The 26,185-nt window shown below is 72.7% G+C and carries 31 protein-coding genes; 17 read left to right on the top strand and 14 right to left on the bottom strand.

Translation table 11 applies throughout. From position 1 onward, the window contains the following. Positions 1-24: 24 nt before the first annotated feature. Genes R9X44_RS31560 through R9X44_RS31540 form a run of 5 tightly spaced genes read left to right on the top strand, consistent with a single transcriptional unit; the run spans position 25 to position 4,981 of the window. Positions 25-996, top strand: a complete 972-nt coding sequence (locus R9X44_RS31560; protein ID WP_319818003.1) for a WxL protein peptidoglycan domain-containing protein — start codon at positions 25-27, stop codon at positions 994-996. Continuing rightward, positions 993-2,117 (top strand): hypothetical protein, encoded by a 1,125-nt coding sequence (locus R9X44_RS31555; protein ID WP_319818002.1) that lies wholly within the window; start codon positions 993-995, stop codon positions 2,115-2,117. Before R9X44_RS31560 ends, R9X44_RS31555 begins: the two co-directional genes overlap by 4 nt. Beyond that, complete coding sequence (locus tag R9X44_RS31550) at positions 2,104-3,765, top strand: hypothetical protein (protein ID WP_319818001.1); 1,662 nt, start codon at positions 2,104-2,106, stop codon at positions 3,763-3,765. The genes R9X44_RS31555 and R9X44_RS31550 overlap by 14 nt, the downstream gene beginning before the upstream one ends. Then, positions 3,762-4,346 (top strand): neocarzinostatin apoprotein domain-containing protein, encoded by a 585-nt coding sequence (locus R9X44_RS31545; protein WP_319818000.1) that lies wholly within the window; start codon positions 3,762-3,764, stop codon positions 4,344-4,346. The genes R9X44_RS31550 and R9X44_RS31545 overlap by 4 nt, the downstream gene beginning before the upstream one ends. After that, a complete protein-coding gene (locus tag R9X44_RS31540) occupies positions 4,343-4,981 on the top strand; it encodes a neocarzinostatin apoprotein domain-containing protein (RefSeq protein ID WP_319817999.1) in 639 nt (212 codons plus the stop codon). The genes R9X44_RS31545 and R9X44_RS31540 overlap by 4 nt, the downstream gene beginning before the upstream one ends. 510 nt (positions 4,982-5,491) lie before the next feature. Here the strand turns inward: R9X44_RS31540 and R9X44_RS31535 are convergent. Then, complete coding sequence (locus R9X44_RS31535) at positions 5,492-6,190, bottom strand: TetR/AcrR family transcriptional regulator (protein ID WP_319817998.1); 699 nt, start codon at positions 6,188-6,190, stop codon at positions 5,492-5,494. A 127-nt stretch (positions 6,191-6,317) separates the two neighbouring features. Here R9X44_RS31535 and R9X44_RS31530 point away from each other — a divergent pair, with 127 nt between their 5' ends. Further along, on the top strand, positions 6,318-7,796 hold the full coding sequence (locus R9X44_RS31530; RefSeq protein WP_319817997.1) for a DHA2 family efflux MFS transporter permease subunit: 1,479 nt from the start codon (positions 6,318-6,320) through the stop codon (positions 7,794-7,796). Here R9X44_RS31530 and R9X44_RS31525 read toward each other — a convergent pair. From R9X44_RS31525 to R9X44_RS31510, 4 genes are all read right to left on the bottom strand, one after another. Beyond that, positions 7,720-8,871 (bottom strand): SAM-dependent methyltransferase, encoded by a 1,152-nt coding sequence (locus tag R9X44_RS31525; protein WP_319817996.1) that lies wholly within the window; start codon positions 8,869-8,871, stop codon positions 7,720-7,722. The two genes, R9X44_RS31530 and R9X44_RS31525, sit on opposite strands and share 77 nt — an antisense overlap. A gap of 187 nt (positions 8,872-9,058) precedes the next feature. Next, entirely contained in the window at positions 9,059-9,367 is a 309-nt protein-coding gene (locus R9X44_RS31520; RefSeq protein ID WP_319817995.1) for a DivIVA domain-containing protein, read from the bottom strand. A 110-nt stretch (positions 9,368-9,477) separates the two neighbouring features. Then, complete coding sequence (locus R9X44_RS31515) at positions 9,478-9,669, bottom strand: DUF397 domain-containing protein (RefSeq protein WP_319817994.1); 192 nt, start codon at positions 9,667-9,669, stop codon at positions 9,478-9,480. Beyond that, entirely contained in the window at positions 9,609-10,460 is an 852-nt protein-coding gene (locus R9X44_RS31510) for a helix-turn-helix transcriptional regulator (protein WP_319817993.1), read from the bottom strand. The genes R9X44_RS31515 and R9X44_RS31510 overlap by 61 nt, the downstream gene beginning before the upstream one ends. A 135-nt stretch (positions 10,461-10,595) precedes the next feature. Here R9X44_RS31510 and R9X44_RS31505 point away from each other — a divergent pair, with 135 nt between their 5' ends. Then, complete coding sequence (locus R9X44_RS31505; RefSeq protein ID WP_319817992.1) at positions 10,596-10,799, top strand: hypothetical protein; 204 nt, start codon at positions 10,596-10,598, stop codon at positions 10,797-10,799. Positions 10,800-10,966: 167 nt separating this feature from the next. Here the strand turns inward: R9X44_RS31505 and R9X44_RS31500 are convergent, their stop codons facing one another. The 3 genes from R9X44_RS31500 to R9X44_RS31490 form a co-directional block, all read right to left on the bottom strand. Next, positions 10,967-11,515: a dihydrofolate reductase family protein gene (locus R9X44_RS31500; protein ID WP_319817991.1), complete on the bottom strand. Its 549-nt coding sequence runs from the start codon at positions 11,513-11,515 to the stop codon at positions 10,967-10,969. An 86-nt stretch (positions 11,516-11,601) separates the two neighbouring features. Continuing rightward, complete coding sequence (locus R9X44_RS31495; protein ID WP_319817990.1) at positions 11,602-12,846, bottom strand: DUF4437 domain-containing protein; 1,245 nt, start codon at positions 12,844-12,846, stop codon at positions 11,602-11,604. Positions 12,847-12,855: 9 nt separating this feature from the next. After that, entirely contained in the window at positions 12,856-14,331 is a 1,476-nt protein-coding gene (locus R9X44_RS31490) for a class I adenylate-forming enzyme family protein (protein ID WP_319817989.1), read from the bottom strand. Positions 14,332-14,504: 173 nt separating this feature from the next. Between R9X44_RS31490 and R9X44_RS31485 the strand changes: the two genes are divergently transcribed. Continuing rightward, the gene (locus R9X44_RS31485; protein WP_319817988.1) at positions 14,505-15,794 is read left to right on the top strand and encodes an MmgE/PrpD family protein; all 1,290 of its coding nucleotides are present in this window, start codon (positions 14,505-14,507) and stop codon (positions 15,792-15,794) included. A gap of 43 nt (positions 15,795-15,837) precedes the next feature. Here R9X44_RS31485 and R9X44_RS31480 read toward each other — a convergent pair whose 3' ends face one another. After that, positions 15,838-16,467 carry an isochorismatase family protein gene (locus tag R9X44_RS31480; RefSeq protein ID WP_319817987.1) on the bottom strand — a complete coding sequence of 210 codons (630 nt, stop codon included), beginning with the start codon at positions 16,465-16,467 and terminating at the stop codon, positions 15,838-15,840. Between the two features lie 82 nt (positions 16,468-16,549). On the opposite strand from R9X44_RS31480, the gene R9X44_RS31475 reads away from it, so the two are divergent. The 3 genes from R9X44_RS31475 (at position 16,550) to R9X44_RS31465 (ending at position 17,983) form a co-directional block, all read left to right on the top strand. Next, the gene (locus R9X44_RS31475; protein WP_319817986.1) at positions 16,550-17,230 is read left to right on the top strand and encodes a hypothetical protein; all 681 of its coding nucleotides are present in this window, start codon (positions 16,550-16,552) and stop codon (positions 17,228-17,230) included. 160 nt (positions 17,231-17,390) lie between these two features. Then, a complete protein-coding gene (locus R9X44_RS31470; RefSeq protein WP_319817985.1) occupies positions 17,391-17,549 on the top strand; it encodes a hypothetical protein in 159 nt (52 codons plus the stop codon). After that, positions 17,546-17,983, top strand: a complete 438-nt coding sequence (locus R9X44_RS31465; RefSeq protein ID WP_319817984.1) for a hypothetical protein — start codon at positions 17,546-17,548, stop codon at positions 17,981-17,983. The genes R9X44_RS31470 and R9X44_RS31465 overlap by 4 nt, the downstream gene beginning before the upstream one ends. Here the strand turns inward: R9X44_RS31465 and R9X44_RS31460 are convergent. Next, complete coding sequence (locus R9X44_RS31460; protein WP_319817983.1) at positions 17,946-18,797, bottom strand: hypothetical protein; 852 nt, start codon at positions 18,795-18,797, stop codon at positions 17,946-17,948. The two genes, R9X44_RS31465 and R9X44_RS31460, sit on opposite strands and share 38 nt — an antisense overlap. 180 nt (positions 18,798-18,977) lie before the next feature. On the opposite strand from R9X44_RS31460, the gene R9X44_RS31455 reads away from it, so the two are divergent. From R9X44_RS31455 to R9X44_RS31445, 3 genes are all read left to right on the top strand, one after another. After that, a complete protein-coding gene (locus tag R9X44_RS31455; RefSeq protein WP_319817982.1) occupies positions 18,978-19,466 on the top strand; it encodes a Crp/Fnr family transcriptional regulator in 489 nt (162 codons plus the stop codon). A 69-nt stretch (positions 19,467-19,535) separates the two neighbouring features. Beyond that, positions 19,536-20,600 (top strand): NAD(P)-dependent alcohol dehydrogenase, encoded by a 1,065-nt coding sequence (locus R9X44_RS31450; RefSeq protein WP_319817981.1) that lies wholly within the window; start codon positions 19,536-19,538, stop codon positions 20,598-20,600. A 45-nt stretch (positions 20,601-20,645) separates the two neighbouring features. Next, positions 20,646-21,497, top strand: coding sequence for a universal stress protein (locus tag R9X44_RS31445; protein WP_319817980.1), 852 nt, complete (start codon positions 20,646-20,648; stop codon positions 21,495-21,497). 73 nt (positions 21,498-21,570) lie between these two features. Here the strand turns inward: R9X44_RS31445 and R9X44_RS31440 are convergent, their stop codons facing one another. Next, positions 21,571-21,774: a hypothetical protein gene (locus R9X44_RS31440; RefSeq protein WP_319817979.1), complete on the bottom strand. Its 204-nt coding sequence runs from the start codon at positions 21,772-21,774 to the stop codon at positions 21,571-21,573. A 156-nt stretch (positions 21,775-21,930) separates the two neighbouring features. Between R9X44_RS31440 and R9X44_RS31435 the strand changes: the two genes are divergently transcribed. The 3 genes from R9X44_RS31435 to R9X44_RS31425 are packed head-to-tail and all read left to right on the top strand — an operon-like array spanning position 21,931 to position 24,498. Continuing rightward, positions 21,931-22,806 carry a universal stress protein gene (locus tag R9X44_RS31435; protein ID WP_319817978.1) on the top strand — a complete coding sequence of 292 codons (876 nt, stop codon included), beginning with the start codon at positions 21,931-21,933 and terminating at the stop codon, positions 22,804-22,806. Next, entirely contained in the window at positions 22,803-23,630 is an 828-nt protein-coding gene (locus R9X44_RS31430) for a universal stress protein (protein ID WP_319817977.1), read from the top strand. The genes R9X44_RS31435 and R9X44_RS31430 overlap by 4 nt, the downstream gene beginning before the upstream one ends. Further along, positions 23,623-24,498: a universal stress protein gene (locus R9X44_RS31425; protein ID WP_319817976.1), complete on the top strand. Its 876-nt coding sequence runs from the start codon at positions 23,623-23,625 to the stop codon at positions 24,496-24,498. Before R9X44_RS31430 ends, R9X44_RS31425 begins: the two co-directional genes overlap by 8 nt. A gap of 27 nt (positions 24,499-24,525) precedes the next feature. Here the strand turns inward: R9X44_RS31425 and R9X44_RS31420 are convergent, their stop codons facing one another. The 3 genes from R9X44_RS31420 to R9X44_RS31410 are packed head-to-tail and all read right to left on the bottom strand — an operon-like array spanning position 24,526 to position 26,110. Further along, a complete protein-coding gene (locus R9X44_RS31420; protein ID WP_319817975.1) occupies positions 24,526-24,942 on the bottom strand; it encodes a pyridoxamine 5'-phosphate oxidase family protein in 417 nt (138 codons plus the stop codon). Between the two features lie 33 nt (positions 24,943-24,975). After that, positions 24,976-25,422: a pyridoxamine 5'-phosphate oxidase family protein gene (locus R9X44_RS31415; RefSeq protein ID WP_319817974.1), complete on the bottom strand. Its 447-nt coding sequence runs from the start codon at positions 25,420-25,422 to the stop codon at positions 24,976-24,978. A 4-nt stretch (positions 25,423-25,426) separates the two neighbouring features. Further along, positions 25,427-26,110, bottom strand: coding sequence for a response regulator transcription factor (locus R9X44_RS31410; RefSeq protein ID WP_319817973.1), 684 nt, complete (start codon positions 26,108-26,110; stop codon positions 25,427-25,429). Positions 26,111-26,185 lie beyond the last annotated feature (75 nt).

Below are 26,185 nucleotides of genomic sequence, written 5' to 3'. Positions count from 1 at the left end.
CGGACCTCAAGAAGGGAGTGACCCATGCTCCGCGTGATCGCCGCCGTCCTCGTCGGTCTGTGCGCCACGCTGCTCCCGGGAGCTCCCGCCCTCGCCGCGCCGGGCCCGACCGGCAACGGCGCATGGGCCGTCGGCCCCGCGACGACCAGCAGCACGCTGACGCCGCGGCTGTACTTCTCCCTCGAGGGACGTCCCGGCGACGTCATCCGCGACACGGTCCGCGTCTGGAACCACACCGCCAAGAAGATGACGTTCCAGGTGTATCCGGCCGACGGTTACAACACCCCGCGCGACGGGGCGTTCGCGCTGCGGACCGCCGAGGAGGCCCAGAAGGGCGTCGGCCTGTGGACCAAGGTCGGCGAGGACGAGATCAGCGTCCCGGCTGGCCGCGCCCTCGACGTCCCCTTCACCGTCACGATCCCCGACAACGCCACGCCCGGCGAGCACATCGGCGGCGTCGTCGTCGCCAACAAGGCGATCGAGCGGGCCGAGCAGGCGGGCGGCGCGACGATCGGGCTGCGCCGCGCCGTCGGGGCCCGCGTCTACCTGCGCGTCAGCGGCACCCTCGTGCCCGGCGTGCGGATCGACGGGCTGCGGGTGGAGAACACCGAGCCGGAACTGCCGTGGGGCGGCCCTAAGGGGACGGTCATCAAGTACACGGTCGCCAACGTCGGCAACGTGCGGCTGACGCCGTCGATCCACGTCAAGGCGACCGGGCTGTTCGGCAGGGTGCTGCGCGACTTCCCCGCGCGCGGCCTCCCCGAACTGCTGCCCGGGCAGAGCCTCGACCTCGAACTGCCATGGGCGGGCGCGCCGCCCGCCGACAAGGTGACCGTCGTCGCCGAGCTGTCCACGCGCGGCGGGCTCCAGTCCGTCGCCCGCACCGGCTACACCACACTGCCCTGGCAGACGCTCGTCGCCGTTTCCGTCCTGGCGCTCGCAGTCCTCCTGCTCGTCCGGCTGCGCCGCCGCCTCACCGCTCGGAGAAAAGCATGACCGGGCCGCGCCTGCCCCGCCCGCTCGCCGCGCTCGCCGGTCTCGCCGCGAGCGCCGCGCTGCTGCTGACCTGCCTCGCCGCCCCGGCCTCGGCCGAACCCGGCGGCAGCGCCGCACCCGGCGAGGGCGCGCCGGGCACGATCGTCCAGGTGACCGGCGCGGGCTGGCCCGCAGGGACGTCGGTGCACATCGCGGTGTGCGGGCGGCTCGCGGTCAACGGCTCGGTCGACTGCGACGCGGCCGGAGCGGTCACCGCGCCCGTCGGCCCCGACGGGGTCGTCGCGGGCGGCCTCACCATCGGCGCGCCGCCCGTCGACTGCCCGTGCGTCATCCGGATGGCCACGCCCGCCAAGGCCGACCGGATGATCGTGGACGTCCCGTTCACCGTCCTCGGGCATCCGACGTCGGAGGTGGTGAAGGACGCCCAGCCCGTCCGGATCGACCTCGTGGACGCCGAGCTGCGCGGCGGCGGGTCGTGGAGCGAGCTGTTCGGCTGGCGGACCCGTCGGACGCTCGTGCTGACCGTGCGCAACAACGCGCCGGACCCGGTGAAGGACGCCCCGCTCGTCGTCGGGTGGGGCGAGGGCGCGACCGCCGACATGCCGATCACCGCGCCGCCCACCGGCACGATCCCGCCGGGGGAGACCGCGACGTTCCGGGTGCCGGTCGAGCTCCCGCCCGCCTCGTACGGCGACTTCGTCGTCGGCGGCAGGTTCGCGGGCCAGACCGAGTTCCAGGTCGCGTTCACCACCTACCCCTATCTGCTCTTCGGCGTGAACCTCCTCGCGCTGCTCGCCCTGCTCGCCGGGGTGCGCGCCGCGATCCGCCGCAGACGCCCCAAGACACGCGGGGCCGCCGCACCACAGCCCCCGGCCTCAGCCCCGGCGGCCCCGCGTCACCTCCAGCGGTCGGCGCTGCTCGCCCACCTTGACGCCGCCGCCCAGCGCGACGGCGACACCCTCGTGATCGACCGCTCGTCCCTGCTCACCTACCTCGACGGTCCGCCGCTGCTCGACACCGCGGCCCTCGACAGGTTCCTCGCGGTCGACGGCGACACCACGCCGCTCCCGCTGCCGTCCGACCCCTCGACCCCTGAAGGAGGCCCCGATGAGCCGCGCTGAACGCCGCTCCCGGCTCGTCGGCTCGGCGGCCGTCGCCCCGCTCAGCCTCGCCTCGCTGGTCCTGCTCGGCGACGGGCTCGGCACCGAGGTCGGCATCCCCGGCCAGGTCGTCGGCTACATGGCGGCGACCGGGCTGCTGCTCGGCATGGCGCTCGCGCCGCTGCTGCTCAAGGCCAGGCACAAGGCGGGCTTCCGGCACGGCGTCGCGCTGGTGCCGGGGGCGTCGCTGCTGCTGATGGCGCTCATTCCGGAGATTCCGGTCTTCGCCTCGTTCACGATGGTCGTGGCGGCCTGCGCGCCGACGCTGCTCGCGCTGACGCGTGGCGCTCCCGGCCGCCGTGCCGGGCACGCCGGGCTCGTCGGCGTGGGCGCTGCGGTGGTCGTCGCGGCGGTCTTCGCGATGGACCCGTTGAACGGGCTCGGGGTCGCGGGCGCGCTCGCGCTCGCCGCCGGGGTGTTCGTGCCCGGCGCGCCGCCCGCGCCCTCGGACTCGCGGCCCGTGCGCCGGATGCTGCCCGCCTACGCCGCCGTCGGGTGGGCGCTCGGCGCGGTCATCCTGCCCGCGCTGCGGCTGTGGATGTTCCGGTTCGAACTGTTCGGCAGCGACCAGATCCTCGCGCTGCTCGCCGCCGTCGCCGTCGGGTGCGCGCTCGCGTGGCCGTTCGGGCGGTGGGTCGGGGACGTCGCCTCGCTGCTGATCCTCGCGGCGGGCGGGCTCGTCCTGACCGCCACCGGGCCCAATGTCGTGCTGCTCGGGGTCGGCGTCGCCGTCACGTTCGGGGCGTCGATCGCGGCGCTGGCGCGGCTCGACCGTCAGACGGCAGGGCGGGGGGCGGCGCTCACCGCGTCGTTCGCGCTGCTCGGCGGCCTGCTCGCCTACGGGGCAGACCCGCTGCTGCGGTCGTTCGCCGGATCGGGCACCGCGCTCACCCTCTGCGCCCTGCCGATCCTCGCGCTCGCCCTGCTCGAACTGCGCCTCACCCCGCCCGCCGAACAGGACGGGCCGCCGCTGCTGCTGTGGCGGCTCAGCGACCGTGACCGCGCTGTTGACGGCGTCAGCCTCGCCGCCCGGCCCGGCGACGTGCTCGCGTTCTACGGCAAGGGGTCGCGCGCGCTCCTCGGGCTCATCGCCGGGACCAACCCCGCCGGGGGAGGGCGGCTGCTGTCCGACGGGGCCGACCTGACGCGGCTGCCCGCCGCCCGGCGCGTCGACCTCGGGCTCGCGCACCGCGCGCCGGTCGTCGCGAACGGGGACGCGCGGACCGTCGGGGAACGGCTCGCGGACGTGACCGAGCCGTGGCGGGCCCGTCAGGTGCTCGAGGTGTTCCCGGCGCTGGCCGAGCGGCGCGACGAACCCGTCGAAGGGCTCGACGCGATGGCCGGGCTGCTGCTCGGGCTCGCCGAAGCGCTCCTGCGTGAGCCGCGCGTGGTCCTCGTCGACGCCCAGTACTGCGAACCGTCGCTCAAGCCCGTCTTCTCGGGCCTCGCGGCCAAGGGCGCGGTCGTCGTGCTCGCCGAACCGCCCGCGCCGCTCGCCGCCGCGCTCGGCGCGCGCACCCACCTGCTCAAGAAGGGCCGCGTCGACGCCGAACTCGTCGCGCCGACCGAAGAAGAGCTCACCGAGAGCCTGGACCAAGGACGATCATGAGAAGCATCCCGCTCCTCGCGCTCGTGGCCGCGCTGGCGCTGCCCGGACCCGTCTTGGCGGCCGAGCCCGCCAAGCTGACGGTGAGCGCGACCGAAGGGCTCACCGACGGCCAGACCATCACCGTGGAGGGCAGCGGCTTCAAACCCGGCCTCACCGGGATCGCCGTCGGACCCTGCATCGAGGGCTACACCAACGGCCTCAACCACTGCGACCTCGACCACGGGGCCAAGTTCGTCAGCGCCGACGACAAGGGCAACCTCCCCAAGGTCACCCTTGAGCTGCACCCGCAGTTCAAGGAGTACGACTGCCTCAAGCAGCAGTGCGTCATCGGCGCCGCGCCGCTGCCCGACGCGGTCCCCTCCAGCGTGCTCAAAGCCAACACCGTGAACGTGCCCCTCATGTTCGAGGGCGCGACGTTCACCCCCACCGAGGCGGCGCTGCCAGGCGCGTCTGACGCTGCCGCATCAGACCCGGACGGCGTCGCCGGGCCCTCGGTACCCCTGTGGGCGGTCACGTTCCTCGCGCTCGTGGCCGTCACCGTCGTCGCCGCCAGGAACCAGTCACTCAGGAGGATCAAATGAAGATCAGCAAGCTCGCCGCGCTCACCGGCGCGGCCGTGCTCCTCTTCGCGCCGAGCGCCTCCGCCGCCGCGGCGCAGCTGAACATGAGCAAGACGACGGGACTGTCCGTCGGCGAGGTCATCACCATCAACTCACTCACCGGCCTTGAACCGAACCTCGCCTCGGTCGCCGTCGGGCAGTGTCTTACCGCGGTGAAGGGCCCGAACGACTGCAACCTGTCCGGCTCGCTGCTCGGCAAGGCCGACGCGAGCGGCAAGTGGGTGCCGCCGTCCAAGGGCAACAAGATCACCCTTGTCAAGTCCGTCGGCGGCACCGACTGCACGGCCAAGGCCGGCAACTGCATCATCGGCGTCACCAGCCTCATGAACCCCAGCGAGATCATCACCAAGGTCCCCCTCACCTTCGGCGGCGGCTCCGGCACCGGAACGGGTACCGGAACCGGCACCGGGACGGGCACGGGAACCGGCACAGGCACGGGAACCGGCACCGGCACAAACGCCGACCCCGGCACCCTCCCCCAGACCGGCAGCGCCGACGGCATCCCCACCTTCGCCCTCGCCGCCTCCGCCCTCGTCCTCACCGGCGCAGCCCTCCTCTTCCTCCTCCCCCGCCGCCGCCCCACCGACAACACCTAACAACTCCCCCACCCAGCAACCCAAAGGCCCCGGGACCCCTCCCGGGGCCTTCTCCGCTCCCGCCCGCGTCCCCTCCTCCGACGCCACAGCCCTGATCCTCCGCCGCCTCACCACCACCCAGTGATCCACCACGTCAAAGAGACCGACGACGTTCAGAGATCGACGAATACCGCGTCGTCGTGACCCGCGTGACATGGCTCTGACCACCGGACCCACCTAAATATCCGCCACCACGCGACGTGCCCGCGCGGGCCCCGGTGGTCCGGACGCGGACGTCAAGAGGTTCAACACCGCGATCATTCCTGGTCAGGAAACCCTCGCGGCGTTCGGACCAGCGTGGACTCAACTCGACAGCCTTGCTGAGCTGATCGAAGAGACCGAAGCGGCCCTCTAACAGAGCCCTGAATCGCTGTCGCCGGAGCGAACCCGGGCTCCGTCCCGGGCCGCCCGCTCGGCGGGGGCGATGTCCGAACGAGTTTTGTTCCCGGTTTTGCGTGGGTGATTCGGTGTTCATCTGCTCGCTGTCCCGGGGTTCGGACGGGGAGGGGCGGGGGTGTAGGCGCGGAGGAAGGTGCGGACGCCGGCGGTGATGATGGCGTCGGCTTCGGGGTCGGGGAGGGGGGCGTAAGCCCAGAAGGTGAGTTGGGCGAGTTCGCCTGAGGTGAGGAGGGCGAAGTGGCGGGCGGTGCGTTCGGGGTCGCCGTGCAGGTCGAGGAGGCCGAGGGCGGCGAGGGCTGAGAGGACGCGGGCGGTTTCGCGGGTGACCGTGCGGGGGCCCGTGTCCTGCCATGCCTCGCGGACGTCGTCGGGGATGTGCCCGATCTCGGCGTGGATCTGGCGGACCATGGCGAAATGGGCGGGGAACTCGGCGGTCAGGTTCGTCCAGGATCGGGCGAGCAGGACGAGGTCGCGCTCGAGGTCCTGCGGGCGGGGCGGGCGCTCGGGGTCGAGGTAACGGTGCAGCAGGGCGAGCTGTGCGTCGCGGACGTGGGTCGAGCTCCAAGCCATCACCGTGCGGAACAGCTCGGCCTTGCCGCCGGGGAAGTGGTTGTAGAGGGTGCGCGTGGACACCCCGGCTTCGGCGGCGATCGTCTCCATGCCCGCGCGGGTGTAGCCGTCGCGTCCGAAGACCTCGCAGGCCGCGCGCAGTACCGCGTCGACCTTCGCCGGCCTGCCTCGGCGCGGTGTCCGCGTGTCTCGCGTGCTCATCACGGCAGTCTCCCATCCCCGGTGCGCGCGGCTAACTGCAATAGGTATTGCAGTTTCTGCAATGATCATTGTACTTTGCCGGGGGTGGGCCGTCCGTGGTCCGCGCTCGAACTGAGGGGGCTCGGCCATGTCCGTTGGCAGTGGGGGAGGGGCGGCTGAGAAGCGCGGGATCGGGGGGTTGCTGACCGTCGTCGTGCTCGGGTCGGTCATGGCGGTGCTCGACGTGACCATCGTCAACGTCGCCCTGTTCCCGCTGGCCGAGGCGTTCGACGCGCGGGTCCAGGACGTCCAGTGGGTCGCGACGGGGTACACGCTCGCGCTGTCGGCGGCGGTGCCGCTGACCTCGTGGACGATGGCGCGGTTCGGGGCGCGGCGCGTCTACCTGACCGCGATCGTGCTGTTCGCGGTCGGGTCGGGGCTCGCGGCGCTCGCGCCGTCGATTCCCGCGCTCGTCGCGCTGCGGGTGGTCCAGGGGCTGGGCGGCGGGCTGCTCATGCCCGTCGGGATGGCGATGGTCATCGGCGCGGCCGACCGCGCGCGGATGGGCAGGGTCATGGCGGTGCTCGGGCTGCCGGTGCTGCTCGGCCCGGCGAGCGGGCCCGTGCTCGGCGGGTTCCTCATCGACGCGGCGTCGTGGCGGTGGATCTTCCTGGTGAACCTGCCCGTCGGCGCGCTCGCCCTCGTGCTCGGGCTGCGGCTGCTGCCGCGCGACGCCGTCCGCGCCGACCGGCCGCCCCTCGACGTGCCGGGCCTGCTCACCCTCTCGCCAGGACTCGCCCTGCTCCTGTTCGGCCTCGCCGAGGGCGGCTCGGACGGCGACTTCGTCAGGCCGCTCGCGTTGGTGCCGACGGCGTCGGGCGCGGTGCTCGTCGCGCTGTTCGTCGCCCGCGCACTGACGGCCAGGTACCCGCTCGTGCGCCTCGGCCTGTTCCGCGACCGCGCCTACGCGGCGGGCATCGCGACGGTGACGCTCTTCCCCTGCGCCTACTTCGGCTCGATGCTGCTCGCCCCCATGTACTTCCAGGGCGTGCGCGGCCTGACCGCCACCCAGGCCGGACTGCTCGGCATCCCCCTTGCCCTCGCCGTCGGGGTGTCCATGCAGGTCGCCACACGCCTTGTCGACCGCGTCTCGCCCCGGCTGCTCATCTCCTCGGGCGCGCTCACCGCCGCCGCGGGCCTCGCGCTGTTCACCGTCCAGCTGGGCCCCGACGCCCCCTACCCCGGCCTGTGCGCGGCCCTCATGGTGATGGGCACAGGCGTGGGCATGGTCCTGATGCCCGCCAACACCACGGCGACCCGCGCCCTGCCCGCCGCCGACGTCCCCTCCGGCAGCACGACCCTCACCATCCTCACCCAGGTCGGCGCGGCCTCCGGCACCGCCCTCATGTCGGTCCTGCTCGCCTCCCGCGCCGCCGGCCAACCCTCCGCGGCCGTCTCCTCCGACTTCCGCCACGCCTACTGGTTCGCCGTGGCCCTCCTGGCCCTCACGGTGCTCCCCGCCCTCCTCCTCCCCGGCCGCCGCCCACCCCTCACAGCAGCCCGAACGAAAGCCCAGACCCCCCAGGCAGAAACACCTCCTGCAGCCCACCCCGAACCCGCACCCTGAACCTCCCAGCCCCCGGCCACCCCACCGCGCCCCACGCGCCGAGCACCCGCTCCACCCTCTCCCAGATCCGCCCGTTCCCACCCTCCCGGACAATCCACCCGCTCTCACCCGGTGTCAGACACGCAACCGCTCCGGCGACGGGATCGATGAGCCAAACCCCGTCCCCGGCCGCCGCCCGAACCGCCGTCGGCGCGGCGAGCTGAGCAAGGAACGTGCTGTGGAACGTCTCCGCGTCCGTCGCGGTGATCGACTCCACCCCGTACCGCGCGACGCGCCCCGGCCCATCGAGCAGCTCCGCCCAGTCATGCGGATTCCTCGCCGAGGGCGGCAGATGCGGCCGCGCCAACATGAACGACACGGTCCCCGGCAGGAGCGGCCCCTCGGCGGTCCCGTCCGCCCCAACGGTGAGCAGCACCCGCGCAAACCCGTAGAGCCAGCCGCCCAACGTGGTCAGGATCTTCCCGCCCTCCCGCGTCTGCGCGATCCACGCCTCCGGTACGGCCCGCACCGAACAGGCAGCAACGATCCGGTCATAAGGCGCACAAGGCAGATACCCATACAGCCCATCGGCGTGCGCAAGCCCCGCCCGATAGCCGCCCCCGTACAGCGCTTCCCCCGCCTGCCGCACCCGCCTCGGATCCACATCAACGGACATGACGCTCCCCGCGTCCCCCAGCCACGCGCACGCGAGCGCCGTCGAGTACCCCGTCCCCGTCCCGACCTCCAGCACCGAGTGCCCTTCCTCAAGGTCGGCATCCACCCACATCCGCACCACAAGCGACGGCAACGTAGAAGACGACGACGGCCCGCCCCCGACCCGTCTCCCTGCCCGCCCCCAGTCCTCCTCCACCCCGTCGAACTGCGTCACCAGCGTCGCATCCCGATAACACCCGCGAAGCCACCGCTCAACATCGGTCTCTTCACTGACGGCCTCCCACACCGCCAACCCCGTCTCCGCGTCATCCCCCACCACCTCAAAGAACCCAGGCACAAACCGATGCCGAGCAACCTCCCCCACAGCTCGCCGCCACCCCTCACCCTCCAACACGCCACCCCTCGCCAACTCCTCAACCAACCCCCACCGCCCTCTCCTCCACCGAACCCGCCGTGCCCATCACCCTTCCTGAAGCAATGCCGCGAACGCGATGTCCTCGGCGTCCGGCAGAAACCCCCATTGCCCGTTCGGTTTGCACTCGATCCACACAAGGGTGCGAACGCGCCGGGCTCGTCAGGGGAGGGCTGGGCGGGACCGGCGTGCGGGGTCAGGGTCGGAGGGTGGTTTCCCGCAGCTGTTCGAGTTCGGTGCGGGCGGTGTCGCGTTCGTGGGTGAGTTGGGTGATCTCCGCTTCGACGCGGTCGAGGAAGTCGTCGACGTCGGGTGCGTGGTAGCCGGGTTTCATGCGGGTGGTGACGAACACGGTGTTCCGGACGGTTTCGGCGGTGAGCCGGTGCGGCATCGCCCGGTGGCGTGGTCTGGTCACGGCGATGGCCTCGGCGAGCTCGTCACGGAGCGCGGCGACCTGACGTGTCAGCTCCGCGATGGCCGCGTGCGTGTCCTGCTCAATGGTCATGGCCTTGTCCTAGCACGCGGCACAGTCGCCGCGCGCCTCATCCCGCAACGCCAGGCGGGCGAGGTAGAACCCGACGGCTTGCGCTTGTCGGTGGGGTGAAGGCCCGGGGGTTAGGGGTTCAGGGTGTTGGATTTGATGGCGGTGAGGAGGGAGCGGCTGGTGTGGGGGGTGAGGGTGAGGTGGCCGCGGTGGGGGTGTTTGCTGTCGCGGGCCAGGACGGTGCGGGGGGCTCGGGCGAGTTCTACGCAGTTGCCGCCGTTTGAGCCTGTGTAGGAAGATCTGCGCCAGAGCGGGCTTTCCACTTTTGTACCGTCCTTGCGATCTGCGCGGCTGATTCTTCCCTTGACAGGGCGTCTGCGCGGATAATATCAAATGTGCGGCGGAGCCGGGCGATATCCTCGGGGCGGTCGATAACGTCGCCGGTGAGTTGATTGTCCACGTAAGCGAACTGTCCCATGCGGGAATCGGCGAGCATGAAGCCGCTGACGAATTCGGCGCACACCGCCGCCGTCTCCGGGACCAGATGGACGATGACGTTCTCGCGTGCCGTGTGTTCCGCGAGGCGGACGCACTGCGCGTGCATCACCGCGGGATCTCCGACCATGTGCCGGAGTGCGCATTCGGCGATCAGGCAGACGAGCATCGGCCCGTCCTCGTCGGCAAGCGGGAGCTGCCGTTTCATCCTGTCGTCGACCATCTCGTCGAGGTCGGCGGCGTGGTTGCCGCTCTTCAGCACCGCGCGCGCGTAGTCGGGCGTTTGAAGGTGGCCGGGGATGATCAGCGGCTCGAAGGACCAGAAGGCGGAAGTGTGCTGCTCGATCTCTTTCCAGGGGCCGAACCATTCAATGGGGACGGCGGCGTCGACAAGGTCGGCGAGCAGGCGGGTGAGGATGCCGCCGGTGCCGAGGACCCTTTCTGCGTGGGTGAGGGTGTCGGGTCTGGGGAGGCGGCGGCCCTTCTCCCAGGAGCGGATGAGGCTTTCTGAGACGAACAGGGTCCTGGCCAGCGCCTCGGGGGTGAGGCTCTTGGCTTCGCGGGCGCGCTGGAGTTCGCGGGCGAGGAACGAGCGGGGCGTCATGCGGCTCGCGCTCAAAGCTCCGTACACCTCCGTACAGATCCGGACGACGGCGTGTCCGGCGCACTGCGCCGGATTCGCGCCCAAGCCTAGACCGCTTCCGTGACGCTGTGGGCACGGAAAGTCCACATCGGGGGAGAAACGGAGAGACGCATGAGCTTGGAGCAGGCCGCGGAGAGGCACCCGGAGTGGCGGCTGTGGCGGTCGGGCGGGGGAGGGCTGGTCGGGGCGACGCGGCGCAGGAGGCTGAGCGACGCCGAGCTCGACGCCGACCTGCACACGACGCTCATCGAGGACGACCTCGACGCCCTCATCGACCGGCTGCGCGAGCAGGAAGACCGGGAGCGCGCCCTGTGACCCTCGGACTGGCGGGCGCGCTGCTCCTTGCCGCCGTGGCGACCCCGCTCGCCGCGGCCCTCTGCCACATGACGCTCGACGGACGGCGAGGCCGTCACCGCTGACCAGGCAGGACCCCGCCGCCCAAGCCGGGGTCCTGCCTCAGGCGCCCGCGGCCGAGGCGGCGCTCACTTGGCGAGTTCGTAGCGGAGGGCGATGGCGCCGGAGGGGAGGTCGAGGCGGGCGGTGGGCTTTAGGTCTACGGGGTTAGTTAGGCCGGGGAAGAGGGTGGGGCCGTGGCCGGTGAGGCGGGGGTGGACGACGAATTCGTATTCGTCGATGAGGCGGAGGTCGGTGAGGGTTCTGGCGAGGGTGAGGCCGCCGACGAAGATGCCGTTGCCGGGTTGGTGTTTGAGGGCGGTGACGGTTTCTGCGAGGTCGTCGCGGATGAGTTCGGCGTTCCAGTCGACCGAGGTGAGGGTGGTGGAGACGACGTACTTCTTCGCCGCGTCGATGGTGCGGGCGAAGGGTTCGGTCCAGGCGGGCATCGCGCCCTCGGGGGCGGGGAGGCGCCATGCCTCTTCCATCATCTGGTAGGTGACGCGGCCGAACAGGAGGGCGTCGGCCTGTTCGAGGTTCCTGGCGTGGTGGAGGTGCAGTGCCTCGTCCGGGACGACCGCGCGGTGGTCGCAGCAGCCGTCGAGGGTGATGTTGATGGAGAAGCGAAGAGGACGCATCGAGCCAGGGTATGGGGCGGGGGCGTCGGGCAGGGGAGAAAAGGGGAAGGCCCCGAGCGGGCGCCTCGGGGCCTTGTCTTTGGGGGTTACATGCCTTCGCCGTCCCAGCGGCCGGTGGAGCGGGAGCGGACCGGGAGCGTCGACAGGATGGGGGCGGGGATGGGGTCGCCCTGCTTCCAGGCGCGGCCCGCGCCCCAGTTGTGGCTGAGGTGGTCGGTGCGCTCGTCGGCGTGCTCGAGGGTGCCGGGGTCGGGACCGAAGTCGACGGCCGGCACCTCGTGGTCATGCGAGTGGTCGTGCGCGTGGTCGTGGTCGTGGTCGTGCGAGTGCGAGTGGCCGTGCCCGTCGTGGCCGCCCTGGAGGGCCGCGGCGTCGAGGGCCTTGGCGATCGCGATGAGCGACTTGTCCGGGCCCGTGCCGTGCGGGAAGAACGGCGCGTCGATCTCGCCGACCGACGCCTGGTAGGCGACGGACGCGCGCAGCTCCTCGAAGTCCTTCTCGGTGCGGGCCGACGGGCCGAGGTCGTGCGACGACATCGACCACGCCATACGCCCGCCATTAGGTCCGTAGTTGACGGCCTCGCCGCCCCAGCGCAGCCACTCGTTCTGCGTGTACCAGTTCATGAGTTCGCCGTCGGAGCGCAGCAGCCATGTCGCGCCGCCCTCCTGGGTGGTGAAGTGGCCGTGCTTCACGCGCGCGGGACGGAAGAAGTAGGTGCCGAGGTCGAGGGTGCCGAAGTTGTACTCCATGTGCCCCTGCGTGGTGTACGCCTCCTCGTAGCACGGGTGGTGGGCGAGCCTGTGGTCGGTCCACCCCTCCTGCGCGTGTACGAGCCGCGTGTAGAACCCGGTGACGGGGTCGACATGCAGGTACTTGATGAACAGTCCCGGCATGGGCCCGGCGTTGGGCACCGCGTCCCACTGCATGGCCTCGGTGTCGAGGACGATGACTTCCTCACGCGCGTCGTCCCACCGGCGTGCGCCCTCGTCATAGCCGGCGTCGCCGTACTCGCGGTAGTGAAGCACCTTGCTTCCCTCGGAGAACACGAGCGCATCCGCCGGGACGCCCTTGGGGACGTACAAGTACGCGCCCTTGCCGTACTCGCGTCCGCCGTAGGTCATGGTCCCGTCGAGGACGTAGAACTCGGTGTTCGCGTGATGGACGCCGGGGCCGCGTCCCCACCGGGTGTGAAAGTCGACGCGCAGGGAGCACGAGCCGTCCTCCTCGTCCACCGAGAGCCGGCGCTCGCTGGCCCGGCCTTCGCCGCCGGGGAGCTCGGCGCCGTGCCAGACGTAGTCGTTCTCCTGGATCAGTTCGACATGAGGCCGCATGATTCGGTTTCAGTCCTTTCGCAGCTCGCGCTTGAGGATCTTGCCGGCCGCGTTGCGCGGCAGGACGGGGAGGAACTCGACGCGGCGCGGCACCTTGGGCCCGGACAGCACGGTCCGGCAGTGCGCGACGATCGCGTCGGGGTCGGGTGACGCGCCGGGCAGCGCGACGACGAAGGCGGTGACGCTCTCGCCCCACCGGTCGTCGGGCAGTCCGACGACGGCGGTCTCGGCGACGCCGGGGAAGCCGTTGACGACCTCCTCGACCTCCCGGGGCGCGATGTTGACGCCCCCGGAGATGATCATGTCCTTCTTGCGGTCGACGATGGTGACGAACCCGTCGGCGTCGCGGACGGCGATGTCGCCGGAGCGGTAGAACCCGTCGGACGTGAGCGCGGCGGCGGTGGCCGCTTCGTCCTTGAGGTACCCGTTCATCAGGAAGGGCGAGCGTGAGCAGAGTTCGCCCGGTTCGCCGGGTCCGACCTCGGCGTCGGCGTCATCGAGGAGCTTGATCTCGGTCATGAACCACGCGGGCCCGACCGATCCCGGCTTCGTCCGCGCGTAGGCGGGCCGGCAGTCCGTGACGATCCCGCCCTCCGTCGACCCGTACAGCTCGTGGACGCCGACCCCGGGGAACGCCTCGAGAACCCAGTCCTTGAGCGCGGTCGGCAGCGCGGCGGCGTTGAAGAAGATCGTGTCGAGCGCCGAAAGGTCGTACTCGCCGACGAGTCCCGACGCCCGCAGCTGGTGCGCGTGGGTAGGCACGAGGAAGACGCTCTGTGCCCGGCTCTCCGCGAGCGCCGCCAGCAGCCCCGGCGCGTCGAACGACCGCAGCATCGCGACGGTCCCGCCCGCGAACACCGGCGTGTACCCGAACGCGAACCCTGCCCCGTGGTACATCGGCGCGACCGCGAGGCTCGTCCTGCCGGGCCCGAGCCCCCATTCGAGCGCCGAGCAGTAGAAGGTGAGCGAGCGCGACCGGTGGCTGATGAGGACGCCCTTGGGCCGCCCGGTGGTCCCTGAGGTGTAGACGATGGTGAACGGGTCGCGCTCGCTCACCGGAACCCGGGGGTCCTCCGCCGACGCCTTGGCCAGCGCGTCCTCGTACCCGCCGTCGATGAGCCGGACGACGGGCGGCGGCGTGGCGATGTTGCCGAGCAGCGCCGCGTCGGCGATGAGGGCGCGTACGTCGGCGTGGTCGAGGATGTAGGCGTTCTCGGCGGCGGTGGAGCGGGTGCCGAGCGGGACCATGACGAGTCCGGCCTTGGCGAGCCCTGCCGCGATCTCCGGCCACTCGGCGCGGTTGCCGAGCAGGACGGCGACGCGGTCGCCGGGGTCGAGTCCGGCGGCGAGGAGGTCCTGGCCGAGGCGGCTCGACCTGTCGTGCACCTCGCCGAAGGTGAGCCTCCGGTCTCCGTCGATGACGGCCGTGGAGTGCGCGGCGCTCGCCCCGAACTCCCTGATGCCGCCGGCGATGGACAGCTCCACCCGGTCCTCCCTCATGTGTTTCCGGTCCCGTGTTCCCCGAGTCGGTTGTTTCGTATCGAGAAACAGTGTTTCATTCCTGGTGTGCAAGCATGGTCGCCGCGAGGCGGCCCCGTCAAGGTGTGAGGGGGCGCTGTGAGATCGGATCGGATCGGCACCGCGCGGCGGGGGTCGGCATGATCTCCCGGGCGTTCGCGGAATGGACGCCCGAGCCGCCGCCCAAGGCCGTCACCCGGCTGCTCGTGGACGGGCTCGGCTGCGCGGTCGCCGCCGCGCGGGCGGGCGAGGGACAGCCCGCGCTGACCGTCGCGCGGGCGCTCGGCGGCCCGCCCGAGGCGACGGTCCTGCCCGGCCCCACGCGGGTCTCCGCGCCCGCAGCGGCGTTCGCCAACGGGGTCCTGGTGCACGCGCTCGGCCGCGACCCCGTGCACGGCGAGGCGCTGGTGCATCCGGCGGCGGTCGTGCTGCCGGTGGCGTTCGCGGTGGGGGAGGAGGTGTCGGCGTCCGGGGCGGAGATCGTCGCGGCGGCGGGCGCAGGCATGGAGCTGATGTGCCGCCTCGCGCTCGCGGTGCCGCGCGGCTTCCACCGGCGCGGCCTGCACGCGACGCCCGTCTGCGGGGTGTTCGGCGCGGCGCTCACCGCCGCGCGCCTGTACGCGCTGGACGCCGACACGACCCGGCACGCGCTCGGCATCGCGGGAAGCCAGGCCGGCGGCCTGCTGGAGTGCGTGCGCGGCGGGACCGTCGAGCAGGCACACGCGGGGTTCGCCGCGCAGTCGGGGATCGTCGCGGCGCGGCTCGCCGAGGCGGGCCTGACGGGTCCGCGCGACGTCCTGGACGGCGACTTCGGCCTGTACCGGTCCCTGCTCGGCGAGGTCCCCGACCCGTCACAGGTCGTCGCGGGCCTCGGCGAGGTGTGGGAGATCGAGCGGGTCGCGGTGAAGCCGTACGCGGCGTGCCGGATGGTCCACGCGGCCCTCGACGCCGCCGCCCTGGTGCGGCGCGGGCTGCGGCGGGTCCCGATCGAGGAGGTCGAGGTCGAGCTGCACCCCGACGCGCTCCCGTTCGTGACCGGCCGTCCGCCGCGCACCCCGCACGAGGCGCGGTTCGACCTGGCATGGAACGTCGCGGCGATCCTCGTCGACGGCAAGGCCGACCCCACCCGCGACGCCGACGTCCGCAGGCCGGACATCCGCGCGCTCGCCGCCCGGGTCACCGCCAAGCCGGGCCCCGGCGACCACGCCCGTCCGGCCGGTGAGCAGCCCGCCCGGGTGACCCTGCGCCTTGCCGACGGCACCCGCCACGAGGGCTTCGTGCCCCGTCCGTCCGGCGGCCCCGACGACCCCGGCCTCGACGCCCTCATCCGCGCCAAGGCGTCACTCGGCCGTGCCGCCGCCCTCCTGGAGACCCTCCACACCCTCCCCTCCCTCACCCCGATCCTCCGCACCCTCGAAGACCTCCCCTGACCCTTACCTCCGGGCCTGCTCGCAGGCCCGGAGCGCGCAGGGGTCAGCCCTTGGGGAGGGCGCGGAGCAGGTCGATCGCTTCGGCGAGGGAGACGACCTCGGCGTACTTGTGCTTGAGGTCGAACAGCGCCGCCTCGTGGGGGCGGGGGTCGCGGTCGCCGCAGGCGTCGGCGACGACGTAGGGCGCGAAGCCGTGCTGGAGCGCGTCGACGCCGGTCGCGCGCACGCACCCGCTGGTCGACAGCCCGCAGATCAGCAGCGAGTCAACCCCGAGCGCGGTGAGGGTCGCGGCGAGGCTCGTGCCGAAGAACGCGCTCGCGTACTGCTTGGTGACGACGACGTCGCCCTCCTCCGGCACGAGCTCGGGGACGAACGCCCCGTACTCGCCGCCCTTCACGAACGCCCCGAGCGCGGGCACCTTGCGGAAGAACAGACCCCCGTCGGTACCGCCGGGCAGGTACTCGACCTTGGTGAACACGACGGGCACGCCCGCCTCCCTGCCCGCCGCGACGAGCCCGGCCCCCGCCTCGACGGCCTTCTCCACCCCGGCGTAAAGCGGCGATTCGGGCACGGTGTACGCCCGTACCATGTCCACCACCAGTACCGCGGGCCGCTTCCCGAACGGGAGGCTCCCCCCGAACCCGGCCGCCGCATAATCCTGTTCCAAGTCCATTACGCCTCTCCCGTCCCATTCCCGGTTCGTGTGGAGAACTGTATCCTCTGCCGAAACATTGTTTCCCGATAGGGAGTTGTCTATGCGACAGCGCACGGGGCGGGTACTCCTCGCCCTGGGACTGGCGGGGTCCGCCCTCGTCTCGGTCCCCGCTCCCGCGGCGGCGGCGGGGTGGGTGGACGATCTGTGCATCCGCGCCCAGAAGCAGACCTCGCAGTTGAACGAGGGGGCCTTCACCGCCGCGGGCGGCAGCATCACCAACGTGGACTACGCCGACTTCGAGGCATTCAAGGAGTCGAAGCCGCAGGCGCAGCCCTTGACCATCGGCTCGTACATCACGTACGAGGACGCGGCCAAGACGCAGCCGAAGCAGGTCCGCTGCAAGACCAAGACCTCGGACCACATCAAGACGGTGTACGGGGCGGGCACCGCGGGCGTGGAACAGGACTGCAAGGTCATCAACGCGGGCACCGTCGAGCAGGTCTTCGCCTCGCTCACCGACCAGGAGCGGGCGAGCCTGGTCTACCCGCGCAACAAGGTGGTCATCGGGTTCGACTGGCCCGCCTTCACCGGCGCGGACTGGCTGTGGGACTTCCCCGTGGCCTTCCTCGGCTGGGACGGCAAGCTCAACCTCCCCTCGCGCAACCTCAACGTGCCGTGGGCGTGGGCGATCTTCCCGGAGAACTTCCGGGGCCAGCACTACTGCACGCTGATCGCGCCGCAGTACCTGAAGCGCCTCATCCTCGGCCAGGCCCAGGTCTGACCCAATCCCTCGAGACCCCTCGAGGCCCCTCGAGCACGGCCCGGCGCCCCCGCGCCGGGCCGTCGCCGTCTCCAGGGGTCGTCATATTCCAGTAAAAACGCAGGTCCGGTGTGGTGTCGCGGTGGCGTCGGCGCAGGTCGGGCCGCACATACTGACGTCCATGCGGGATGGTTATCTCTCCGGGCACGGCGCGCTGCCCGACCTGACCGACGAGCGCATCGACCAGGTTCTCGCGCTGCTGGAAGGCCCGACCGTCCCTGAACGGCCGGGTCCGGCCGCGGTGCCGAGTCCGCCGCCCGAGGGGGCAGACACGGAGTGACGTGGGTGCGGGCGGGCACGAGCGCGTTGGTGCTGGGGGCGGGCGCGTTCGTCCTCGGCCTCTGTGTGTCCGTGTTGCTCGGCTATCCGCTCGAGCAGTCCGAGAACGGCGACATCGCGGACGCGAGCGCCCTCGTGGTCTTCCCGCTGCTGCTGTCGGCGGGGTTCCTGACCGGGCTGCTGCTGCTGTGGGCGGGCGCGCGCGGCGCGTTCGCGGCCGGTGACCTGACGATCTGGCGCAAACGGCAGCGCGGTTCGCTGGCGGCCTGCGTGATCGGCGGCGTCGCCGCCCTGTTCGTCGTCGTCGCGGCGGGCCGCCCCTGGACGGGCCTGTCGCCGGACGCGCGGATCGTCGGCCTCCAGCTGCTGGTGTTCGCCAGCCTCCTCGCGTTCATGATCATGGTGTTGCTGTCGGCCGAGGGCAACGGACGCTGAGCGGCGTCTGGTCGTAGCGCAGCACCGGCCCGTCGGCGCAGACCCTGACGGCCCCGGAGACGGCCTCGACCCGGCAGCCGCCGCACCTGCCCGTGCCGCACCGCAGCAGCTCGTGCGCGGCGATCTGGATGCGCTCGGCGGGCATGCCCTGGGCGTGCAGCTCGGCGGCGGTCCGCGCGGTCTCCTCGAGCGGCCCGGCGAGCATCGCGACTGTCCCGTCAGGGTCGAACCCCAGCGTCGGCGCGTCCGGCCCGCCGGGCGCGACGCGCCCCGACGCGACGGCCACCGGCCCCCCGGAAGCCGACCACACCGCCCCCGCCGCCCACACCCGGAGCTCCCGGTACCGCGCGGAGTCGGCGAGGACCCGTTCCACGACGGGCCGCAGCAGCCCGAGCCCGCGCTCCCAGCCCACGACCAGGACGGCCAGGCCCGCGGCGGCGTCGAGGTCCCAGCCGCTCCCGCGCGGCCCCGACAGCCCCACGACGTCCCCGATCGCGCACGTGCGCGGGCCGCACGGCAGCCGCAGCGCCCGCACTTCGACCAGGCAGCTCTCCGCGGTGCTCCCGTCGGCGTGCAGGCGCGGGGTGGAGACGTCGGCGGCGGGCAGCCGCTGGCCCGAGGCGGTGTGCAGCACCCAGAAACGGCCGGCGGCAGACGGGACGGACGCGCGCGCGGCCGTCCCGTCATCCCCTTCGGCGCCGTCGGCCCCCTCGGGGGCGAGCACCAGCGTCAGCTCGCCGGGCGCGGCGGCGTACCGGTCCACGATCCGGTAACGCCGCGGCGACGTGCTGCGCACCAGGTACCGCCCCGCCACGGGCCCGCCTCCTCGGCTCCGATCCACCCCCACAGCGTCCTCCGGGAGATCGGTCCGAGCCAGGGACGAAGGTCCCTGCGGCCTCCGGAACGGTCCTCACGGCCGGGGACGTGCGCCCCTGACGGCCGGGGGCCCGCGGTGGTGGGCTGGAAGCAGGACGAGACAACCGGGAGGCCGGTCATGGGCGTGGATGCGAAACTGCTTGCGGGACACGAGTTCTTCCGGGGGATGCAGGGCGGCCACCTCAGTGTGCTCGCCACGACCGCGACCCCCGTCGTCTTCCCCGAGGGCCACCGGATCTTCCGGGAGGGCGCGTCGGCCGACAGGTTCTGGGCGCTGCTGTCCGGACAGGTCAGGTTGGACCTCCTCACGCCGGGTAGGGGCCACATACCCGTGGACTTCTTCGGACGCGGCTCGATCCTCGGCTGGTCGTGGCTGTTCCCGCCCCGGACCTGGCGGTTCGGCGCGACGGCGACGATGCCGGTGACCGCCCTCGAGTTCGACGCGGCGCTCGTGCGGACGCACGCGGCGGCCAACCCGAGCCTCGGCGCGGAGCTGAACGCGAGGTTCACCCAGGTGATCCTCGGCAGGCTCCAGGCGACCCGGATCAGGCTGATCGACGCGGCCGAGCACCGCGACACGGCCCTTGAGGCGCATCACGCGATGTGAGAGGAGATATCCGTCAAACACGGGTATGCCACGGGAGAAGACGCAAGGCGGCGAACACGGGGGCGGAGCATGCGCGCACTGAAGCTGACGGCCTGGAAGAGCGAACCTGAACTCGTCGACGTGCCGGAGCCGGAGCCCGGCCCCGGCCATGTCGTGGTGCGGATCGGCGGGGCCGGGGCATGCCACTCCGACCTGCACCTGATGCACGACTTCGAGCCGGGCGCGCTGCCGTGGGGGCCGCCGTTCACCCTCGGCCACGAGAACGCCGGGTGGGTCCACGCGCTGGGCTCCGGCGTCCGGGGCCTTGAGGTCGGTCAGCCCGTCGCGGTCTACGGGCCGTGGGGGTGCGGCCACTGCGAGCGCTGCGCGGTCGGGATGGAGACCTACTGCGAGAAGCCGGCCGAGGCCCCGGTGCCCGTCGGCGGCGGCGGGCTCGGCCTCGACGGCGGCATGGCCGACTACCTGCTCGTCCCGGCACAGCGCCTGCTCCTGCCGCTGCCCGACGGACTCGACCCCGTCGTCGCCGCGCCGCTCACCGACGCGGGCCTCACCCCTTACCACGCGATCCGCAGGTCGTGGCCGAAGCTGACGCCCACCGCGACGGCCGTCGTCATCGGCGTCGGCGGGCTCGGCCACATGGCCGTCCAGATCCTCAAGGCCACGACCTCGGCGCGGGTCGTCGCGGTCGACACCCGCGAGGAGGCGCTGAAGCTCGCCGAGACGCTGGGCGCGGACCTCACGCTGCTGTCCGGCCCGGACACCGCCGCCGAGATCCGCAAGTACACCCCCGACGGGCGCGGCGCGGACGCGGTCTTCGACTTCGTCGGCGCACAGCCGACCCTCGACATCGCGGGGGCGGCCGCCCGGATGATGGGCGACGTGACGATCGTCGGCATCGGGGGCGGCGGTCTTCCCGTCTCGTTCAGCTCACCCGCCTACGAGGTGTCGGTGCAGTCGACGTACTGGGGCAGCCGTCCCGAGCTGGCCGAGGTCCTCGACCTCGCCGCGCGCGGCATGCTCGTCCCGGAGATCACGACGTTCCCGCTGGAGGACGCGGTGGCGGCCTACCGGAGGCTCGCGGCCGGCGAGCTCACCGGACGCGCGGTCATCGTGCCGTCCGCAGACCAGAGATAGTGCCCTTAACCCAAGCGTTTCCCAACGAAAGGGAGCCTGATCCACATGGCCGAGTCCCTCGGTGTCCTCGTCGGCTACGACGGTTCGGAAGGGGGTGAGCGCGCCCTGGCCTGGGCGGCCGACGAGGCCGCGGCGCGGCGGCTGCCCCTGACGGTCTCCCACGTCTGGCAGATCGTCTACCCGGGCTTTGTGATGATGCCGCTCGACGCGGTCGAGAAGTCGGCGGCCGAACTCGTCGAGGCGGCGGCGGAGAAGGCGCGGGCGGCGCATCCCGGTCTCGACGTGCGCACCAAGACCGTCAGCGGGTCGCCCGCGTTCAACATCGCCGACCAGTCGCGCGACGCGGTCCTCACCGTCGTCGGGAACGTCGGGATGGGCGCGTTCCGCAGGGCCCTGATCGGGACGGTCGGCAGCCAGGTCGCCACCCATGGCAGCGGGGCCGTCACCGTCGTGCGGGGCGAGGACAGCCCGGGCGGGCCGGTCGTCGTCGGGCTCGACGGGTCGGCGGTGTCGGGCGACGTGCTGCGCGTCGCGCTCGAGGAGGCCAAGGCCAGGTCGGCGCGGGTGCTCGCGCTGTGCGTCTTCCCGCCGCACGCCGAGGTCAAGGACACCCCGTTCGTGGAGGAGACCGACCTTCGCGACATCTCGCGTGAGCGGTTCGAGGCACTCGTGCGCGACGGCGTCGAGGCGTTCCCCGGCGTCGAGGTGCAGACGAGGTTCGTGGACGGCGACCCGGTGACCGAGCTCATCACCGCGAGCGAGGGGGCGCGCATCCTCGTCGTCGGCGCGCGCAGGCTCGGATCGCTGCGCAAGCGGCTGCTCGGGTCGGCGAGCGAGGGCGCGGTCCACCACGCGCTGAGCCCGGTGACGGTCGTGCACCCGCCCGAAGACGACTAGGACTAGGCAGGACGACTAAGCAAGGCGACAAGGCAAGCTCGCGGGGCGCCCGCCCGAGGACGCCCCGCGAACGCTAGCGGTCCGCCGTCAGCAGCGTCTCGGCGGCGAGCCTGATGGCGTCGGCCCGCACCTCGGGCGGCGCCTGCTCGAACGCCTCGGCGACGGCGATCAGCGACTCGGTGATCCGCGCGGTGCGCTCCTCGAGATCGCCGATGAGGGACTCGAGATGCGACGTGTTCACCGGGGCCGGCGACCCGCTGGTGGCCTCACTGGACATAACGCTCCTCGCCTCGGTTGCCGACAAGTCTCGTCCGGGCGCGGTCTTCGCCTTTAGGGGCGAAGGTCCCATGCGGGGGAGTCCTTCGCAGCATCCGCACGCCCGACACCGGTACCCGGTCGTGACAGAACGATCACGGAAGGTGACACTAGGGTCATGGAACCGAACAGCACCGGAGCGAGCGCCGCGGGCGCCGCCGGACCCGTCGCGGTCGCGACCGACGGGTCGCCCACGGCGGGCACCGCGGTCAGATGGGCCGCCCAGGAGGCGGCGCGGCGGCGGCTGCCGCTGCACATCGTGTACGTCCGCGAGCCGCAGCCCCGGTACGGGGAGGCGGTCCCGGACGGCGAGTCGGGCGCGGACGAGCGCGGCAGGGTGATCCTCGCGGCCGCCCGCGCCTCGGTCACCGGCCTTTTCCCCGGCGTCCCGGCCACCACCGAGGAGCTGCGCGGGCATCCCGCGCCCGCCCTGATCGACCTGGCGTCCGGCTGCTCCCTGCTGGTCATCGGGCACCGCGGCACCGGCAGGTTCGCCGGGCTGCTGCTCGGCTCGACCGGCCTGCGCGTCGCGGGACGGACCGCCTGCCCCGTCGTGGTCGTGCGCGGCGACGTGTCCGGCACGCGCGGCGCGGTCGTCGCGGGGATCGAGCTCGAGCGCGACAACGCGGCGGTGCTCGAGCTGGCGTTCACCGAGGCGCGGGCGCGGGGCGCGTCACTGCGGGCCGTGCACTCCTGGGACACCCCCGACCTCGCCGTTCTCAGCGCGGGGCCGCTCGACCGGATGGAGGCGCTGCTCGAGCCGTGGGCCGAGCGGTTCCCCGACGTCAAGTGCACCGGCGACATGCCGTTCGAGCACCCGGTCGCGGCGCTCACCGGCGAGTCACGCCACGCCGACCTCCTCGTCGTCGGCTCACGGGGCCTGGGCGGCTTCAAGGGCGCGGTGCTCGGCTCGGTGTCGCACGGGGTGCTGCACCACGCCGACTGCCCCGTCGCGGTCGTCACGGCACGGCCTGAGACGCGGGGTGGGGCATGAGCCAGATCGTCGTCGGCTTCGACGGGTCCGAGGGCAGCGAGCGCGCCGTGCGCTGGGCCGCGCGCGAGGCGACATCGCGCGGCGCGGACCTCGTGGTCTGCCACGCCTGGCACTGGGCGTACGCCGACCCGATGCACGCGGCGTCCTACGAGACGGTCCGGCGCTTCGCCGACCTCGAACTCGGCAAGGGCGTCTTCATCGCCGAGACGACCGCGCCGCGCGTCAAGGTGCGCAAGGCGCTGCTGCGCGGCCCCGCCGCGGCGACCCTGCTGCACGAGGCGGCCGACTCGGTGATGCTCGTGGTCGGGTCGCGCGGCGCGGGCGGGTTCCCCGAGCTGCCGTCGGGGTCGGTGGCGCGGCAGGTCGCCGGGCACGCGCTGTGCCCCGTCGTCGTCGTGCGGGATTCCGTCGCCGACGGGCCGGTGGTCGTCGGCGTCGACCTCTCGCGGGCCGGGGGAGCGGCGCTCACCCTGGCGTTCGAGGAGGCGGCGTTGCGGCGGAGCGAGCTCGTCGCGGTGCACGCGGCCGAGCTGCCGTCCGACGAGGGCGCGCACGAGGAGTTCAGCCGCGAGTCGGGGGCTCGGCTGCAACGCGAGATCTCCGCGTGGCGCACCAAGCACCCGACGGCCGACGTGACCACCCGGCTCGTCCACCGGCCCGCCCGCGAGGTGCTGCTGGAGGCCGCCGAGGGCGCGTCGCTGCTCATCGTCGGCGACCGCGGCGACGACGGGCACCCGAACCTGCGGCTCGGGTCGGTCAGCGGCGCGATGATCGACCTCGCCCCGTGCACGGTCGCGGTCGCGCGGCCGTTCCGCGATGAGTGAGCGCGCGCCCGTCGTCGCGGGGGTCGACGGGTCGGAACCGGGCTACGCCGCCGTGGAGTGGGCGGCGGCGGAGGCCGAACGCAGAAGGCTGCCGCTACGGCTCGTCTACGCCGTCCCCGCGCGGCTGCTCGAGCACACCTCGGCCCAGGGCGCGGAGACGATCCGCCAGGACCTGCGCGACGGCTGCCTGCAGGCGCTGCGGCGCGGCGCGGACAGGGCGGCGCTGACGGCGCGGACCGTCACCGTCGAGACCGAGCTGATCGCGGGCGGCGCGGCGGCCGCGCTCGTCGGCGAGAGCGAGCGGGCCGCGCTGCTGGCCGTCGGCGGACGCGGGCACGGCGAGATCACCGGGCTACTGCTCGGCTCGGTCACCGGGCAGGTCGCCGCGCACGCCGCGTGCCCCGTCGCGGTGGTCAGGCAGGCCGAGCCGCCGACGCACAACGAGGTGGTCGTCGGCGTCGACACCGCCGAGAGCGCGCGGGCGGCGCTGGACTTCGCGTTCGCCGAGGCCGCCGCGCGCGGGGCGCGGCTGCGCGCGGTGCACGCCTGGTCCCATCCGGCCTCCACCGGACGCGGCGAGATGCAGCCCGTCGTGTTCGATCCGGAACTCGTCGCCGAGGAGGAACGGCTCGTGCTCGCCGAGGCGCTCGCGGGCTGGGCGGGGCGGCACCCCGACGTCGAGGTCGTCTCCGAGGTCGTGCGGGGCAGGGCGGTGCGGGCGCTGTCGGGCGCGTCGGCGAGCGCGGACCTGCTCGTGCTCGGCAGCCGGGGCAGGGGAGGGTTCCCCGGGCTCGTGCTCGGCTCGGTCAGCCAGGCGATGCTGCACCACGCGCACTGCCCGGTGGTCGTCGCGCACGAACGCCGCTAGGGCGGGCGGTCTGGTACGGGCGGCGGCTCAGGCCGCCGCCTCCCACAGCCGCCTGCCCGAGATGTACCGGCCGGAGATGCGGATGTAGTGGTCGCGGCTGCCGCCCGCCCACACCCGCAGCGGCAGCGCCGCGAGCCGCGCCAGCTCGGCCGGGTCGGTGACCGTGCGGGCCTCGCCGAGCACGGTCACCGTCCACCCGGCGTGCGTCACCGGGTCGAACGCCCCAGCCTCGAACGCGACGACAGCCCGGCGCATCGCGATCGCGAGTTTCGACCCCCGCCCGGTGCGCAGCACCACGTCGGTCCCGTCCATCACGAAGTTGACGGGCTGGATCGCCGGAAGCGCCCGGTCGGTGAACGCGACCCGGCCGACCGGCACCGTGACGAGCAGGTCAAGGCACTGGTCCTCGGTCAGCGTCTCGGCCGCGCGTCGCTCTCCCGTCATACCGCCCATCCTCGTGCGCGGCGCACCCGCACGTCAGGGGCGAAGGTCCCGGACGCGGCGGCCCGACAGGATCTCGGGGACGATGCGGATGAACGCGTCGCCGGGCCCGTCGCCCCACGAGCGCAGGCCGAGGCGGCGCAGCGCGGCGATCGCGGCGGGGGAGTCCTCGCGCCGCGCGTGCCCGACGACCACGACGGACCACCCGGTGCGGCTCGGCTCGTCGAAGTCGTCGATCTCGAACGCCACGACGGCGTCCTGGACGGCCTGGGCGACCTTGGAGGCCGCCGGGACGCGGATCACCACGTCGTCGCCGTCGAGGGCGTAGGAGACGGGCTGGATGCGCGGCAGGGCCTGGTGGGTGAAGACGATCCTGCCGATCGGGACGCTCTTCAGCAGGACCCGGCAGACCGCCTCGTCAAGGGGTTCAAGGGCGCCGGGGTCGGGCTCGAAGGACGGTTCGAGGTGCGAAGGGACCGCCATCGGCTCACCCCTCGCGCGTGTCGTGCGCGGCGTCGGCCTTGAGGCGGGCGGCGAACGCGGCGGCCTGGGTGCGGCGGCGCATGTCGAGCTTGGCGAAGAGGTTCGACACGTAGTTCTTGACGGTCTTCTCCGCGAGGAACATCCGCTCGCCGATCTGGCGGTTGGTCAGGCCCTCGCCGATCAGTTCGAGGATCTGGCGTTCCTGCGCCGACAGCGCGGCAAGAGGATCTTTGCGGGTCTCGCGTTCGCGCAGCCGCTGGAGCATCTGGCCGGTCGAGCGCGGATCGAGCAGGGACTGGCCCGAGGCGACCGTGCGGACCGCGCCGACCAGGTCGGAGCCGTGAATCTGCTTAAGGACATACCCGGACGCACCGGCCATGACCGCGTCGAACAGGGCGTCCTCGTCGGAGAACGAGGTGAGCATCAGGCAGTTGATCTCCGGGTGCCGCGCCCTGATGTCCCGGCAGACCGCGACGCCGTCGCCGTCGGGCAGCCGCACGTCGAGCACCGCCACGTGCGGGGCGGCGGCCGGGATGCGGGCGAGCGCCTGGGCGGCCGAGGCGGCCTCCCCGACGATCTCGATGTCGCCCTCGGCTTCGAGCAGGGCCGCGACCCCCTTGCGGACGACCTCGTGGTCGTCGAGGAGGAAGACGCGGATCGGCTTTTCCGCGCTTTTGTCGCTGCTCATCGTGATCCTCCCGGAGCGGGCTGGTGGTGCCTTTCGACGGTATCCGGGCGGTCGGCCCCGGCCAAGCCGCGAACG

This window comes from Actinocorallia sp. A-T 12471 (assembly GCF_033875155.1).
GTDB lineage: Bacteria > Actinomycetota > Actinomycetes > Streptosporangiales > Streptosporangiaceae > Actinocorallia.
Note: the sequence above shows the minus strand (reverse complement) of the source record. Positions and strands in the feature narration are given on the sequence as shown.

Bases quoted from the DNA above. Each gene is read 5' to 3' on its own strand.
- R9X44_RS31560 (WP_319818003.1), top strand. From the start codon at position 25: ATGCTCCGCGTGATCGCCGCCGTCCTCGTCGGTCTGTGCGCCACGCTG.
- R9X44_RS31555 (WP_319818002.1), top strand. From the start codon at position 993: ATGACCGGGCCGCGCCTGCCCCGCCCGCTCGCCGCGCTCGCCGGTCTC.
- R9X44_RS31550 (WP_319818001.1), top strand. From the start codon at position 2,104: ATGAGCCGCGCTGAACGCCGCTCCCGGCTCGTCGGCTCGGCGGCCGTC.
- R9X44_RS31545 (WP_319818000.1), top strand. From the start codon at position 3,762: ATGAGAAGCATCCCGCTCCTCGCGCTCGTGGCCGCGCTGGCGCTGCCC.
- R9X44_RS31540 (WP_319817999.1), top strand. From the start codon at position 4,343: ATGAAGATCAGCAAGCTCGCCGCGCTCACCGGCGCGGCCGTGCTCCTC.
- R9X44_RS31535 (WP_319817998.1), bottom strand. From the start codon at position 6,190: ATGAGCACGCGAGACACGCGGACACCGCGCCGAGGCAGGCCGGCGAAG.
- R9X44_RS31530 (WP_319817997.1), top strand. From the start codon at position 6,318: ATGTCCGTTGGCAGTGGGGGAGGGGCGGCTGAGAAGCGCGGGATCGGG.
- R9X44_RS31520 (WP_319817995.1), bottom strand. From the start codon at position 9,367: ATGACCATTGAGCAGGACACGCACGCGGCCATCGCGGAGCTGACACGT.
- R9X44_RS31505 (WP_319817992.1), top strand. From the start codon at position 10,596: ATGAGCTTGGAGCAGGCCGCGGAGAGGCACCCGGAGTGGCGGCTGTGG.
- R9X44_RS31500 (WP_319817991.1), bottom strand. From the start codon at position 11,515: ATGCGTCCTCTTCGCTTCTCCATCAACATCACCCTCGACGGCTGCTGC.
- R9X44_RS31495 (WP_319817990.1), bottom strand. From the start codon at position 12,846: ATGCGGCCTCATGTCGAACTGATCCAGGAGAACGACTACGTCTGGCAC.
- R9X44_RS31485 (WP_319817988.1), top strand. From the start codon at position 14,505: ATGATCTCCCGGGCGTTCGCGGAATGGACGCCCGAGCCGCCGCCCAAG.
- R9X44_RS31480 (WP_319817987.1), bottom strand. From the start codon at position 16,467: ATGGACTTGGAACAGGATTATGCGGCGGCCGGGTTCGGGGGGAGCCTC.
- R9X44_RS31475 (WP_319817986.1), top strand. From the start codon at position 16,550: ATGCGACAGCGCACGGGGCGGGTACTCCTCGCCCTGGGACTGGCGGGG.
- R9X44_RS31470 (WP_319817985.1), top strand. From the start codon at position 17,391: ATGCGGGATGGTTATCTCTCCGGGCACGGCGCGCTGCCCGACCTGACC.
- R9X44_RS31455 (WP_319817982.1), top strand. From the start codon at position 18,978: ATGGGCGTGGATGCGAAACTGCTTGCGGGACACGAGTTCTTCCGGGGG.
- R9X44_RS31450 (WP_319817981.1), top strand. From the start codon at position 19,536: ATGCGCGCACTGAAGCTGACGGCCTGGAAGAGCGAACCTGAACTCGTC.
- R9X44_RS31445 (WP_319817980.1), top strand. From the start codon at position 20,646: ATGGCCGAGTCCCTCGGTGTCCTCGTCGGCTACGACGGTTCGGAAGGG.
- R9X44_RS31440 (WP_319817979.1), bottom strand. From the start codon at position 21,774: ATGTCCAGTGAGGCCACCAGCGGGTCGCCGGCCCCGGTGAACACGTCG.
- R9X44_RS31435 (WP_319817978.1), top strand. From the start codon at position 21,931: ATGGAACCGAACAGCACCGGAGCGAGCGCCGCGGGCGCCGCCGGACCC.
- R9X44_RS31430 (WP_319817977.1), top strand. From the start codon at position 22,803: ATGAGCCAGATCGTCGTCGGCTTCGACGGGTCCGAGGGCAGCGAGCGC.
- R9X44_RS31425 (WP_319817976.1), top strand. From the start codon at position 23,623: ATGAGTGAGCGCGCGCCCGTCGTCGCGGGGGTCGACGGGTCGGAACCG.
- R9X44_RS31420 (WP_319817975.1), bottom strand. From the start codon at position 24,942: ATGACGGGAGAGCGACGCGCGGCCGAGACGCTGACCGAGGACCAGTGC.
- R9X44_RS31415 (WP_319817974.1), bottom strand. From the start codon at position 25,422: ATGGCGGTCCCTTCGCACCTCGAACCGTCCTTCGAGCCCGACCCCGGC.
- R9X44_RS31410 (WP_319817973.1), bottom strand. From the start codon at position 26,110: ATGAGCAGCGACAAAAGCGCGGAAAAGCCGATCCGCGTCTTCCTCCTC.